This is a genomic window from Stenotrophomonas sp. STEN147 (assembly GCF_056757995.1).
Window position 1 is genome coordinate 1 of the sequence record NZ_JBRRCG010000033.1, and the last position, 12,906, is coordinate 12,906.

Annotated in this window: 11 protein-coding genes; 8 read left to right on the forward strand and 3 right to left on the reverse strand. The window is 67.2% G+C overall.

The window, feature by feature from the left end; genetic code table 11:
* Window positions 1–124: 124 nt before the first annotated feature.
* The 3 genes from ACVOKU_RS18400 to ACVOKU_RS18410 all read right to left on the reverse strand — a co-directional run bounded on the left by ACVOKU_RS18400 (window position 125) and on the right by ACVOKU_RS18410 (window position 4,495).
* Entirely contained in the window at window positions 125–1,333 is a 1,209-nt protein-coding gene (locus tag ACVOKU_RS18400) for an acetyl-CoA C-acyltransferase (protein ID WP_074901393.1), read from the reverse strand.
* A gap of 92 nt (window positions 1,334–1,425) precedes the next feature.
* Window positions 1,426–3,798: a 3-hydroxyacyl-CoA dehydrogenase/enoyl-CoA hydratase family protein gene (locus ACVOKU_RS18405; protein WP_128989545.1), complete on the reverse strand. Its 2,373-nt coding sequence runs from the start codon at window positions 3,796–3,798 to the stop codon at window positions 1,426–1,428.
* 40 nt (window positions 3,799–3,838) lie between these two features.
* Window positions 3,839–4,495 carry a TetR/AcrR family transcriptional regulator gene (locus ACVOKU_RS18410; protein ID WP_065175050.1) on the reverse strand — a complete coding sequence of 219 codons (657 nt, stop codon included), beginning with the start codon at window positions 4,493–4,495 and terminating at the stop codon, window positions 3,839–3,841.
* Between the two features lie 313 nt (window positions 4,496–4,808).
* Between ACVOKU_RS18410 and ndk the strand changes: the two genes are divergently transcribed.
* From ndk to moeB, 8 genes are all read left to right on the forward strand, one after another.
* Window positions 4,809–5,234 carry a nucleoside-diphosphate kinase gene (gene ndk, locus ACVOKU_RS18415; RefSeq protein WP_005409295.1) on the forward strand — a complete coding sequence of 142 codons (426 nt, stop codon included), beginning with the start codon at window positions 4,809–4,811 and terminating at the stop codon, window positions 5,232–5,234.
* Between the two features lie 10 nt (window positions 5,235–5,244).
* On the forward strand, window positions 5,245–6,450 hold the full coding sequence (gene rlmN, locus ACVOKU_RS18420) for a dual-specificity RNA methyltransferase RlmN (protein WP_053520188.1): 1,206 nt from the start codon (window positions 5,245–5,247) through the stop codon (window positions 6,448–6,450).
* Window positions 6,437–7,222, forward strand: coding sequence for a type IV pilus biogenesis/stability protein PilW (gene pilW / locus ACVOKU_RS18425; protein ID WP_065181337.1), 786 nt, complete (start codon window positions 6,437–6,439; stop codon window positions 7,220–7,222). Before rlmN ends, pilW begins: the two co-directional genes overlap by 14 nt.
* Window positions 7,223–7,240: 18 nt before the next feature.
* Window positions 7,241–8,110, forward strand: coding sequence for a RodZ domain-containing protein (locus ACVOKU_RS18430; protein WP_065175051.1), 870 nt, complete (start codon window positions 7,241–7,243; stop codon window positions 8,108–8,110).
* 64 nt (window positions 8,111–8,174) lie between these two features.
* Window positions 8,175–8,813: a YfgM family protein gene (locus tag ACVOKU_RS18435; RefSeq protein WP_053520185.1), complete on the forward strand. Its 639-nt coding sequence runs from the start codon at window positions 8,175–8,177 to the stop codon at window positions 8,811–8,813.
* Window positions 8,813–10,021, forward strand: a complete 1,209-nt coding sequence (gene bamB, locus ACVOKU_RS18440) for an outer membrane protein assembly factor BamB (RefSeq protein WP_053520184.1) — start codon at window positions 8,813–8,815, stop codon at window positions 10,019–10,021. Before ACVOKU_RS18435 ends, bamB begins: the two co-directional genes overlap by 1 nt.
* Before the next feature lie 15 nt (window positions 10,022–10,036).
* Window positions 10,037–11,434: a ribosome biogenesis GTPase Der gene (gene der, locus ACVOKU_RS18445; protein WP_053520183.1), complete on the forward strand. Its 1,398-nt coding sequence runs from the start codon at window positions 10,037–10,039 to the stop codon at window positions 11,432–11,434.
* A 126-nt stretch (window positions 11,435–11,560) separates the two neighbouring features.
* Window positions 11,561–12,697 carry a molybdopterin-synthase adenylyltransferase MoeB gene (moeB, locus tag ACVOKU_RS18450; RefSeq protein WP_481560583.1) on the forward strand — a complete coding sequence of 379 codons (1,137 nt, stop codon included), beginning with the start codon at window positions 11,561–11,563 and terminating at the stop codon, window positions 12,695–12,697.
* Window positions 12,698–12,906: the final 209 nt, after the last annotated feature.

Sequence of the window (12,906 nt, forward strand, 5' to 3'; positions counted from 1 at the left end):
GCCTGGGACCGTTGGCGCCATGGATGGCGCCATCGAGCCCCCATGGATGGGTTCACGGCGTGTCCCAGGCAGCCCTGCCAACCCGGCCCACGCCATGAAGCCCAACGAGGCAACGCTTTGAACCTTACAGCGCCTCGAAAATACCCGCCGCGCCCATGCCGGTGCCGATGCACATCGTCACCATGCCGTACTTCTGCTGGCGACGACGCAGGCCGTGCAGCAGGGTCGCGGTACGGATCGCGCCGGTGGCACCCAGCGGGTGGCCCAGGGCGATCGCACCCCCCAGCGGGTTCACCTTGTCCGGGTCCAGGCCGCAGTCACGGATCACCGCCAGCGACTGCGCGGCGAAGGCTTCATTGAGCTCGATCCAGTCCAGTTGATCCTGGTTCAGGCCGGCCTGCTTGAGTGCCTTCGGGATCGCGGCGATCGGGCCGATGCCCATCACTTCCGGGCGCACGCCGGCCACCGAGAAGCTGACGAAGCGCGCCAGCGGAGTCAGACCGTAGTCCTTGATCGCCTGTTCCGACGCCAGCAGCACGGCACCGGCGCCGTCGCTCATCTGCGACGAGTTGCCGGCAGTGACGGTGCCACCGAACTGGCCATTGCGGAACACCGGGCGCAGCTTGGCCAGGCCTTCGGCCGAGGAATCCGGGCGCGGGCCTTCGTCGGTATCGGCAACCTTGTTGCGGGTGATGATGCGCTGGCCATCGGCCAGGTCCGGCAGGTGCGAGACGATCTCGTACGGGCTGATCTCGTCCTTGAACTCGCCGTTCTGGATCGCAGCCATCGCCTTCTGGTGCGAGGCCAGGGCGAAGGCATCCTGCTCTTCGCGCGAGACCTTCCACTCTTCGGCCACCTTCTCGGCGGTGATGCCCATGCCGTAGGCGATGGCCACATGGTCGTTGTCGAACACGCTCGGTGCCATCGCGATCTTGTTGCCCATCATCGGCACCATCGACATCGACTCGGTGCCGCCGGCCAGCATCAGGTCGGCGTTGCCCAGGCGGATCGCATCGGCGGCCTGCGCAACGGCCTGCAGGCCGGAGGAGCAGAAGCGATTGACGGTCTGCGCCGCGATGGTGTTCGGCAGGCCGGCCAGCAGCACGCCGATGCGCGCCACGTTCATGCCCTGCTCGGCTTCCGGCATCGCGCAGCCGATGATCGCATCATCGATGCGGTTGACGTCCACGCCCGGCGCCTGCGCGACAACGCTGCGCAGCACGTGGGCAAGCATGTCGTCGGGGCGGGTATTGCGGAACATGCCCTTGGGCGCCTTGCCCACCGGGGTACGGGTGGCGGCGACGATGTAGGCGTCCTGGATTTGCTTGGTCATTGCAGTGATCTCTCGAATAGGTTTTGTAGAGTCGAGCCATGCTCGACTGCCACAGCAGGTGATGCCGGCCCGGGGCCGGCATCCGCCATCAATCAGTTGCGCAGCGGCTTGCCGGTCTTGAGCATGTGCGCGATGCGGGCCTGGGTCTTTTCCTGCTGGGCCAGTTCGACGAAGTGCTTGCGCTCCAGGGTCAGCAGCCACTCTTCATCAACCAGGGTGCCGCGATCGACCTTGCCGCCGCACAGCACGGTGGCGATGCGCTCGGCGATCTCGTAGTCGTACGGGCTGATGAAGCGGCCTTCCAGCATGTTGACCAGCATCATCTTGAAGGTGGCGATGCCGACGTCGCCGGCCACCTGGATGCGGCGTGCCGGCAGCGGCGGACGGTAGCCGGCTTCGGCCAACGCGCGGGCTTCGGCCTTGGCGATGTACAGCGCCTCGTAGCTGTTGAACACCACCTTGTCGGTGCTGCGCAGCAGACCCAGTTCCTTGGCGTTGACCGCCGAGTTGGACACCTTGGCCATGGCCACCGTCTCGAAGGTCTTCTTCAGTTCGGCGAACACGTCACCGCCCGGACCTGCGGCCTGCGAGGCGCGCACGGCCAGTTCCTTCAGGCCGCCACCGGCCGGCAGCAGGCCGACGCCGGCTTCCACCAGGCCGATATAGCTTTCCAGGAAGGCCACGGTCTTGGCGCTGTGCATCTGGAACTCGCAGCCACCGCCCAGGGCCAGGCCGCGCACGGCAGCCACCACCGGTACCAGCGAGTACTTGATGCGCTGGCTGGTGCGCTGGAAGTTGGCGACCATCTGCTCGAACTGGTCGACCTTGCCGGCCTGCAGCAGGCCCAGTGCGCCGGCCAGATCGGCACCGGCGGAGAACGGCTCCTTCTGCTGCCAGATCACCAGGCCCTGGAAGTCCTTCTCGGCGCGCGAGACGCATTCCTGCAGGCCATCAAGCACCTGGTCGGAGACGGTGTTCATCTTGGTCTTGAAGCTGACCACGGCGATACCGTCGCCGTCGTGCCACATGCGCAGGCCATCGTTCTCGAACACGGTCTCGCCCGGCGCGAACGTTTCGCCCAGCAGCGGATCCGGGAAGCGCTGGCGCTGGTACACCGGCAGCGACGAGCGCGGCAGCTTGGCGTTGCGCGACGGGCTGTAGCTGCCCTCGGCGGCGTGCACGCCGTCGCGGCCATCGAAGACCCAGTCCGGCAGGGGGGCATTGCTCATGCTCTTGCCGGCGACGATGTCATCGGCGATCCACTGCGCGACCTGCTTCCAGCCCGCGGCCTGCCAGGTCTCGAACGGGCCCAGCGACCAGCCGTAGCCCCAGCGGATCGCGAGATCGACGTCGCGCGCGGTCTCGGCGATGTCGGCCAGGTGGTAGGCGCTGTAGTGGAACAGATCGCGGAAGGTCGCCCACAGGAACTGTGCCTGCGGATGCTGGCTCTCGCGCAGCTTGGCGAACTTCTCGGCCGGGTTCCTGATCTTCAGGATCTCGACCACCTCCGGTGCGGCGCTGCGGTCGGCCGGACGGTAGTCCTGCTTTTCCAGATCGAGCACGACGATGTCCTTGCCGACCTTGCGGAAGATGCCGGCTCCGGTCTTCTGGCCCAGTGCGCCCTTGGAAATCAGCGCGTCCAGCCACTTGGGCGACTTGAAGAATTCATGCCACGGGTCGTTCGGCAGGGTGTCGCCCATGGTCTTGATGACGTGCGCCATGGTGTCCAGGCCGACCACGTCGGAGGTGCGGTAGGTGGCCGACTTCGGGCGACCCACCAGCGGGCCGGTCAGGCCGTCCACTTCGTCAAAGCCCAGGCCAAACTGCTGGGTGTGGTGGATGGTGGACAGGATCGAGAACACGCCGATGCGGTTGCCGATGAAGTTCGGGGTGTCCTTGGCGTAGACCACGCCCTTGCCCAGGGTGGTGACCAGGAACTCTTCCAGGCCTTCCAGCACGGCAGCATCGGTGGTCGAGGCCGGGATCAGTTCGGCCAGGTGCATGTAGCGCGGCGGATTGAAGAAGTGCACGCCGCAGAAGCGGTGGCGCAGCTGTTCCGGCAGCACGTCGGCCAGCTTGTTGATGCCCAGGCCGGAGGTGTTGGACGCCAGTACGGCGTGATCGGCCACGAACGGAGCGATCTTCTTGTAGAGGTCCTGCTTCCAGTCCATGCGTTCGGCAATGGCCTCGATGATCAGGTCGCAGTCCTTCAGCTGCTCCAGCCCGGACTCGTAGTTGGCCGGGGTGATCGCTTCGGCCAGCGACTTGCTGGCCAGCGGCGCCGGGCTGAGCTTGCCCAGGTTGGCGATTGCCTTCAGCACGATGCCATCGGCCGGACCTTCCTTGGCGGGCAGGTCGAACAGCACGGTGTCGACGCCGGCGTTGGTGAGGTGGGCGGCGATCTGGGCACCCATGACGCCGGCACCCAGCACGGCGGCGCGGCGGACTAGCAGGGAATTGGACATGGTGTAAGGGCCTTTGTTGGTCAGCAGTTACTGGGTGGAATCAGGCGGAGGCGGGCAGGGCGCTGCCGCTGCGTGCGGCGGCGCGGAACCCGGCTTCGGCGAAATGGATGAGCTCGTGGGCTGCCTGGGCACGATGCGCCGCTTCGGTGACACCGGCGGGACGCTTGATCAGCCCGAAATCGGCCATGGCGTAGGTGAGCGAGCCGGCCAGGAAATCCAGCCGCCAGTACAGCTCTTCCTTGCTCAGGTCAGGCACGCACTCGGCGATGGCCTTGCCGAACGCACGCAGCACGTGGCCGTAATGGTCGGACAGGAACTTGCGCAAGTTGTCGTTTTTTTCGGCGTAGGCGCGGGCGATCACGCGGACGAAGGCGCCGCCGCTCTGGCGGTCCTGGGCCAGCGCCAGCGCCGGCTCCACGAAGGCGGCCAGCACCGGGCGCAGTTCACCGGGGTGTTCGCTGCGGGCGCGTTCGAGTTGGGCCATGCGGGCGCCGGTCATCTCGTCCATGCGACGGCGGAACACCTCGTTGACCAGGTTTTCCTTGGAACCGAAGTGGTAGTTGACGGCGGCGATGTTGACGTCGGCCTGGCTGGTGACCTGGCGCAGCGACGTGCCGGCAAAGCCGTGCAGGGCGAACAGCTCCTCCGCGGCACCGAGGATCCGGTCCTTGGTCGAGAAGTGGGCGGGCTTGGCCATCGGCAGGCGGACCTTAATCAAACGATTGTTTGATACTAGAACCAGACGGCAGCGTATGGCATTTTGCAGTGCAGCAAAATGCGGGGTCCGGTCAGATTTCACTCAGGTGGGTGAATGGGGTACAGCCGGGGGCGGATCCCCGCAGGGACTCTGAACCCGGCGCCACGCGCCGCCAGCCAGGGGCGCACTACCACCGCGCCGCTTTATCTTTTACAATTCGCCTACGTTTATCAGGCTAAGCCCGCGTTCCGACGCGGGTTTTTTTCATGTACCCTTCGGGCCATCAGCGGCCCGATTCCATTGGAGACATCCCATGGCGCTGGAGCGCACCCTTTCGATCATCAAGCCGGACGCCGTTGCCAAGAACGTCATCGGCGAAATCTACGCCCGCTTTGAAAAGGCCGGCCTGAAGGTCGTCGCCGCCAAGTACAAGCAGCTGTCGCGCCGTGAAGCCGAAGGCTTCTACGCCGTGCACCGCGAGCGTCCGTTCTTCAACGCCCTGGTCGAGTTCATGATCTCCGGCCCGGTGATGATCCAGGCCCTGGAAGGCGAGAACGCCGTGCTGGCCCACCGCGACCTGCTGGGCGCCACCAATCCGAAGGAAGCCGCGCCGGGCACCATCCGCGCCGACTTCGCTGAATCCATCGATGCCAATGCCGCCCACGGCTCGGACTCGGTCGAGAATGCCGCGATCGAAATCGCCTACTTCTTCGCCGCGACCGAAGTCGTCTCGCGCTGAGAGTGATGCCGTGAACGAGGTCGTACAGACACCCGCCATCCAGCCGCTGCCGAAGTCGGCACCCACGGCCGGCAAGCAGAACCTGCTCGACCTCGATCGCGCGGGCCTGGAGACGTTTTTCGTCGAGGTTCTCGGCGAGAAGAAGTTCCGTGCCCACCAGGTGATGAAGTGGATCCACCACCGCTACGTCACCGACTTCGATGAGATGACCGATCTCGGCAAGGTCCTGCGCGCCAAGCTGCAGGATCATGCCGAGGTCGTCGTTCCCAACATCGTGTTCGACAAGCCCTCCGCCGACGGCACCCACAAGTGGCTGCTGGCGATGGGCGTGGATGGCAAGAACGCCATCGAGACCGTGTACATCCCGGACAAGACCCGCGGCACGCTGTGCGTGTCCTCGCAGGTCGGCTGCGGGCTGAACTGCACGTTCTGCTCCACCGCCACCCAGGGCTTCAACCGCAACCTGACCACCGCCGAGATCATCGGCCAGGTGTGGGTGGCTGCGCGCCACCTGGGCAACGTGCCGCACCAGATGCGCCGTCTCACCAACGTGGTGATGATGGGCATGGGCGAGCCGCTGATGAATTTCGACAACGTCGTGCGTGCCATGAGCGTGATGCGCGACGATCTGGGCTATGGCCTGGCGAACAAGCGCGTGACGCTGTCCACGTCCGGCCTGGTGCCGCAGATCGACCGCCTGTCCAGCGAGAGTGATGTCTCCCTGGCGGTGTCGCTGCACGCACCGAACGACGAGCTGCGCGAGACGCTGGTGCCGCTCAACAAGAAGTACCCGATCGCCGAGCTGATGGCCTCGTGCGCGCGCTACCTGCGCGCCAACAAGCGTCGCGAGTCGGTGACCTTCGAATACACCCTGATGAAGGGCATCAACGACCAGCCCGAGCATGCCCGGCAGCTGGCCCGGCTGATGCGCCAGTTCGACAACGCGGTGCAGGCCAAAGACTCGGGCAAGGTCAACCTGATCCCGTTCAATCCGTTCCCGGGCACCCGTTACGAGCGTTCCGAGGAAGCCGACATCCGCGCGTTCCAGAAGATCCTGCTCGACAGCAACGTGCTGACGATGGTCCGCCGCACGCGCGGCGACGACATCGACGCCGCCTGTGGCCAGCTCAAGGGCCAGGTGATGGACCGCACCCGCCGCCAGGCGGAGTTCAACAAGACGCTGCAGGCGGGGAAGGGGAGCGATGCGGCCGCCTGACCGCTTCCGGCTGGCGCTGCTTGCGGGCGTGCTGGCCATGGCGGTCGGTGCCTGCTCCTCCACGCCCAAGGGCCGGCTCGGTCCCAGCGAAGCGCCGGTCTATTCGGTGCGTGACCCGGACGGCGTGCGTCGCCAGGTGCGCGTGAACGATCTGCTGGTGCTGGCCTCGCGCGACATGCAGCTGGGCAATCTGGACGGTGCCGAGAGCAAGGCCCGCCAGGTGCTGAAGCTGCAGCCCGACGAGCCTGACGCACTGGTCCTGCTGGCCGGCATCGATGACCGCCGCGGCCGCACCCGGCAGGCGGGCGAGGGCTTCCGCAGGGCCGCAGAGCTGGCCCCGCAGCGCGGTGACGTACTCAACAACTATGGCGCCTGGCTGTGCCAGCAGGGGCAGGCCGCCGAGTCGCTGGTGTGGTTCGATCGTGCGCTGCAGGCGCCGGGCTATGCCACGCCCGCCGAGGCGCAGGCCAACGCGGGGGGCTGTGCGCTCGACGCGGGGCAGCCCGAACGGGCCGAGCGCGACCTGCGCGCGGCACTCGCGGTGGCTCCGGCCAACCCGGTCGCCCTGGAGGCGATGGCCCAGCTGAGCTTCCGCCAGGGCCGCTACATGGAGGCCCGGGCCTTCGCCGAGCGCAGGATTTCGGCTGCACCCGCAACACGTTCCGTGTTACAACTTGCGTCTCAAATCGAGGCGCGGCTGGGCGATCACGCAGCATCCGATCGCTATCTGCAGCGGATTCGACAGGAATTTCCGCAGGATGCGGGCTCCTAACTCCAGGGTTGATGCATTGTGATTGATGACCAGACTGTGAGCGCTCTCGAGACTGCGGCCGGCTGTGGCACCCGCCTTCGCCAGGCCCGCGAGGCGGCCGGACTGACCCTTGACGACGTCGGACAGCGGCTGCGCATGCCGGTCCAGGTGGTCAGGTCGCTGGAAGAAGAACAGTGGCAGAAGCTCGGTGCGCCGGTGTTCGTCCGCGGCCAGCTGCGCAGCTATGCGCGCCTGCTGAATGTGGATGTGAGCGAACTGCTGGAGCAGGCCCAGGTGGGCCCGGTGGTCCCGCCGACCCTGGTCAGCCATACCCATACCCCGCGTGCGCGCCGGATCGCCGAGAACCTCGGCCGGCGCGTGCTGTATGTCGGCATCACCGCGGTGCTGGCCGTGCCGGTGTGGTTCGCCACGCGCGGCCATTTCGATGGCGGCACGCCGTCGCCGAACACCGCCTCGCTGGACGTGATCCCGGCGACCGTGCCGGTCACCCCCGCCGCCGACGGCGCCGAGCCGGTGGCATCGACGGAGACCTCGGTGGCGTCCACCGCCAAGCCGGCCGCGACCCCGTACGTCGCCTCGCTGGCGCCGGTACCGCGTCCGGCCGCCACTGCGGCGGGTGCCGGCACCACGCTGGAGATGCAGTTCAACGGAGACAGCTGGGTCGACATCGGCGGCCCCGATGGCAGCACCGTCGAGAAGGCGCTGATCCGGTCGGGCGAGAGCCGAAGCTTCACCCCGGGCCAGGTGACCCGGGTCACTCTGGGCAACGCCTCGGCGGTCCAGGTTCAGCAGAACGGCGCTATCGTCGATCTGGCGCCCTACCAGCGAGCCAACGTGGCACGCTTTCAGGTATCCTCTGAAGGCTCCGTGGTCCCGGTTTCGCACTGAGGCGCGGTTTCACCACCTTCGATAATCCCAATGGTCCCTCCCGATGGGCGGGGCGAGAGTACGCATGGCGATCGACGATCTGCTCGACGAGCACGAACAAAGTGAACGCGTCCGCAGCTGGCTGCGGAAGAATGGCGCCAGCATCATCGGTGGCGTGGCCATCGCCATCGGCGCCATCGCCGGCTGGCAGTGGTGGCAGACGCAGCAGGGCGGCAAGCTGGCCTCGGCCAATGTCGAATACCAGAAGGCACTGGTGGGTCTGCAGCAGAACAAGCTCGACGACGCCGCCAAGGCGGTGAAGGCGCTCGAAGCCGGTCCCTCCAGCATCTACGGCGACCTCGCGGCGCTGCAGCTGGCCAAGGCCCAGGTCGACGCCGGCAAGAATGAAGAAGCCCTGGCGACGCTGCGCAGCGTGAAGGTCGAAGGAGACCTGCAGCGCGTGGTCGACCAGCGCGTGGCCCGCCTGCTGGTCGCTACCGGCAAGGCCGACGAGGCCATCTCCCTGCTGGGCAGCGCCACCGACAGCGGCAGCCTGGAGATCCATGGCGATGCGCTGATGGCCCAGGGCAAGCGTGATGCCGCCCGCGAACAGTACGAGAAGGCGTTGAAGACGCTGGACGTGGCGGCGCCCCAGCGGCGCCTGCTGGAAACCAAGGTTATGGACGCCGGCGGCACCGTCGCCGCCCCTGCGGAGTCGGTTTGATGAGTCAGAAGGTCATGATCACCCGCGTCGCCACCGTGCTGCTGCTCGGCGTGGCGCTGTCCGGCTGCAGCACCATGAAGGGCTGGTTCGCCGGCAAGGACGCGGAAGCGAAGAAGGCGCAGGAGCCGGCCGAACTGGTCAAGTTCGAGCCGACCCTGAAGGTCAACAAGGCCTGGTCGGTCAATCTGGGCAAGGGTGAGCGTCGCATCGGCGTGCGCCAGGGCCCGGCGGTGGCCAACGGTCACGTGTTCGCTGCGGCGATCACCGGTGGCGTGCACGCCATCGACCTGCAGACCGGCAAGAAGGTCTGGACCTGGGAGCCGAAGAAGGAAAAGAAGAAGGACAAGCTGCGCCTGTCCGGTGGCCCGGGTGTTGGCGAGAACCTCGTCGTGATCGGCACGCTCGACGGCCAGGTCATCGCGCTGGACATCAATGACGGCAGCGAGAAGTGGCGCGCCCGCGTGCCCGGCGAAGTGATCGCCGCGCCGGCGGTGGCCCAGGGCATGGTGTTCGTGCGCAGCAACGACGGCCGCATCACCGCCTTCGACGTGGGCAACGGCACCCAGCGCTGGTTCAACCCGAGCGAACTGCCGGCGCTGACCGTGCGTGGCAATGCGCCGGTGGTGACCGGTCCGGGCGTGCTGTTTATCGGCAGGGATGACGGCGCCATCGCCGCGCTGGCCATGCAGGATGGCCGCACCCTGTGGGAACAGAACGTGGGCAGCGCTGAAGGGCGCACCGAGCTGGAGCGCATGGCCGACATCGACGGTGCGCCGGTGCTCGATGGCAACACGCTGTTCGTGAGCAGCTTCAAGAACCAGACGATGGCCATCGAAGGCCCGACCGGTCGCCCGCTGTGGGCGCGCGACCACGGCGGTGCCGGTGGCGTGGCGGTCTCGTCGGGCAATGTGTTCGTCACCGACAACAAGGGTGGCGTGTTTGGCCTGGACAAGGCCAGTGGCGCGGCGATGTGGTCGCAGACCGGGCTCGCCCGGCGCCTGCTGACCGGCCCGGCACTGCACGGCGACTACGTGGTGGTCGGCGACTACAAGGGATACGTGCACTGGCTGCAGACGTCCGATGGCGCGATGGCGGCGCGGGCCAAGAGCGGCGGTGAAGCTCTGCTGGCCCAGCCGATCGTCGTCGACGGGGTGCTGCTGGTGCAGAACGTGGATGGCAAGCTGACCGCCTTCCGGTTGGCAAATTAATACGGAGTAATCGCGATGCTGCCTTTGGTCGCCCTGGTTGGACGGCCGAATGTCGGCAAGTCGACCATTTTCAATGCGTTGACCCGCACCCGTGACGCCCTGGTCCATGACCAGCCCGGCGTCACCCGTGATCGCAACTACGGCGTCTGCCGCCTCGACGAGGACAATCATTTCCTCGTCGTGGACACCGGCGGTATCGCCGGGGAAGACGAGGGTCTGGCGGGCGCTACTACGCGTCAGGCCCGGGCCGCTGCCGCCGAAGCCGACCTGATCCTGTTCGTCGTCGATGCCCGCGAGGGCACGTCGGCGCTGGATGACGAGATCCTGTCGTGGCTGCGCAAGCTGTCGCGTCCGACCCTGCTGCTCATCAACAAGATCGACGGCACCGACGAGATGGCCGTGCGCTCGGAATTCGCGCGCTACGGTTTCAGCGAGATGCTGACGGTTTCGGCCGCGCATCGTCAGGGCCTGGACGATCTGCTCGATGAAGTGATCCAGCGCCTGCCGGAAGAGGGCAGTGGCGAAGAGCTGGACAACGATCCGAACCGTGTGCGCATCGCCTTTGTCGGCCGCCCCAACGTGGGCAAGTCGACCCTGGTCAACCGCATCCTCGGCGAGGAGCGCATGATCGCCTCCGACGTGCCCGGCACCACCCGCGATTCGATCGCGGTGGACCTGGAACGCGATGGCCGCGAATACCGCCTGATCGACACCGCCGGCCTGCGTCGCCGCTCGCGGGTGGACGAGGTGGTCGAGAAGTTCTCGGTGGTCAAGACCATGCAGTCCATCGAGCAGTGCCAGGTGGCCGTGCTCATGCTGGACGCCACCGAAGGCGTGACCGACCAGGACGCCACCGTGCTGGGGGCCGTGCTCGACGCCGGCCGCGCCCTGGTGATCGCCATCAACAAGTGGGATGGCCTGACCGAGTACCAGCGCGAGCAGGCCGAAACCATGCTGTCGCTCAAGCTGGGCTTCGTGCCGTGGGCGGAATCGGTGCGCATCTCGGCCAAGCATGGCTCGGGCCTGCGTGAGCTGTTCCGTGCGGTGCACCGCGCCCACGAATCGGCGAACAAGACGTTCACCACCAGCGAAGTGAACAAGGCGCTGGAAGTGGCCTACGAGACCAACCCGCCGCCGACCATCCGCGGCCACGTCTCCAAGCTGCGTTACGTGCACCCGGCCGGGGCCAACCCGCCCACCTTCATCGTGCATGGCACGCGCCTGAAGGAGCTGCAGGAGTCGTACAAGCGCTACCTGGAGAACTTCTTCCGCAAGCGCTTCAAGCTGATCGGCACGCCGGTGGTGTTCCTGTTCCGCGAAGGTGCCAACCCGTACGAGGGCAAGAAGAACGTGCTGACCGAACGGCAGATCAAGGCCAAGCGGCGCTTGATGAAACACGTCAAGGGCAAGTAACCGGAAAGGCGGCCGCAGGGCCGCCTTTTTCGTTTGACGGGGAATGGGGTCAGATCCCTTTTCCTTCGGAACAGGGATGTGACCCCTGGGACGCTCGGCGGGCAGGGCCTGCGCGATAATGGCGCCATGAGCATCCGAGAGCTTTCCCCGGCGCAGGCGCATGACCGCCTGGCCCATGGCGCCGTGCTGATCGACGTGCGGGAGGCGCACGAGCGCGCCGGTGGCATGGCCGAAGGCGCCCGCGGTGTGGCCAGGGCGGAACTGCAGGCCGACCCGGCCGCGCACCTGCCACGCCCGGAACAGGAAATCCTGCTGATCTGCCAGACCGGCAAGCGTTCGGCCGACGCCGCGCAGGCCCTGCTCGATGCCGGCTACGCAAACGTGGCGTCGGTCGCCGGGGGCACCGTGGCCTGGCGCGAGCAGGCGCTGCCGCTGGTGCAGCCCGTGGCCAGCGCTGCCGACCGCGATTTCTTCGATCGCTACTCGCGCCACCTGCTGCTGCCGCAGGTGGGTGAGGCGGGCCAGCGTCGCCTGCAGCAGTCGCGTGTGCTGGTGCTGGGCGCGGGCGGGCTGGGCGCACCGGCCGGCTTCTACCTGGCCGCGGCCGGTGTCGGGCACCTGCGCTTCGCCGACCACGACCGCGTCGAACGCAGCAACCTGCACCGCCAGATCGTGCATACCGAAGCCAGTGTCGGCCAGCTCAAGGTTGACTCCACACGCGAGCGTCTGCTGGCGCTGAATCCCGCCATCGACATTGAAGCCGTGCCGCAGCGGGTCACCTCCGACAACGTCGACGCGCTGCTGGACGGGGTGGACGTGGTGCTGGATGGCTCGGACAACTTCCCGTTGCGCTATCTGCTCAACGATGCCTGCATCAAGCACCGGCTGCCGCTGGTGTATGCGGCAATCGAGCGCTTCGACGGCCAGGTGAGCGTGTTCGACGCCGGCCGCCAGCGCGGCGTCGCGCCCTGCTACCGCTGCCTGTTCCCGGAGCCGCCGCCGCCGGAGTTCGCGCCGAACTGTTCCGAGGCCGGCGTGCTGGGCGTGCTGCCAGGGTTGGCCGGCGTGCTGCAGGCCACCGAGGTGTTGAAACTGCTGCTGGGCATCGGCGAGCCCCTGGTGGGGCGTCTGCTGCGCTTCGATGCGTTGGGCATGCGCTTCCGCGAAACCGGCATCGGCCCGGACCCGCAGTGCCCGGTCTGCGCGCCGGGCGTGCCGTTCCCGGGCTATATCGATTACGCCGCCTTCTGCCGGGGCGGGTGATTCCGGTAGCGCCGGGCCACGCCCGGCGAGCGCAGCGGCACGGGCAGGCACATCCGCCGGGCATGGCGTTCCCGGGCTATATCGATTACGCCGCCTTCTGCCAGGGTGTGTGATTCCGGTAGCGCCGGGGCCAGCCCCGCGCGCCCCGCCGGGCGCGCCCGCACAACCCCCGGGCCTGGGCCGGCACCCGTGATAGTTTGCGAAAGATA

Coding starts and splice junctions, on each gene's coding strand:
- ACVOKU_RS18400 (WP_074901393.1), bottom strand. CDS start 1,333: ATGACCAAGCAAATCCAGGACGCCTACATCGTCGCCGCCACCCGTACC.
- ACVOKU_RS18405 (WP_128989545.1), bottom strand. CDS start 3,798: ATGTCCAATTCCCTGCTAGTCCGCCGCGCCGCCGTGCTGGGTGCCGGC.
- ACVOKU_RS18410 (WP_065175050.1), bottom strand. CDS start 4,495: ATGGCCAAGCCCGCCCACTTCTCGACCAAGGACCGGATCCTCGGTGCC.
- ndk (WP_005409295.1), top strand. CDS start 4,809: ATGGCGCTGGAGCGCACCCTTTCGATCATCAAGCCGGACGCCGTTGCC.
- pilW (WP_065181337.1), top strand. CDS start 6,437: ATGCGGCCGCCTGACCGCTTCCGGCTGGCGCTGCTTGCGGGCGTGCTG.
- ACVOKU_RS18435 (WP_053520185.1), top strand. CDS start 8,175: ATGGCGATCGACGATCTGCTCGACGAGCACGAACAAAGTGAACGCGTC.
- bamB (WP_053520184.1), top strand. CDS start 8,813: ATGAGTCAGAAGGTCATGATCACCCGCGTCGCCACCGTGCTGCTGCTC.
- der (WP_053520183.1), top strand. CDS start 10,037: ATGCTGCCTTTGGTCGCCCTGGTTGGACGGCCGAATGTCGGCAAGTCG.
- moeB (WP_481560583.1), top strand. CDS start 11,561: ATGAGCATCCGAGAGCTTTCCCCGGCGCAGGCGCATGACCGCCTGGCC.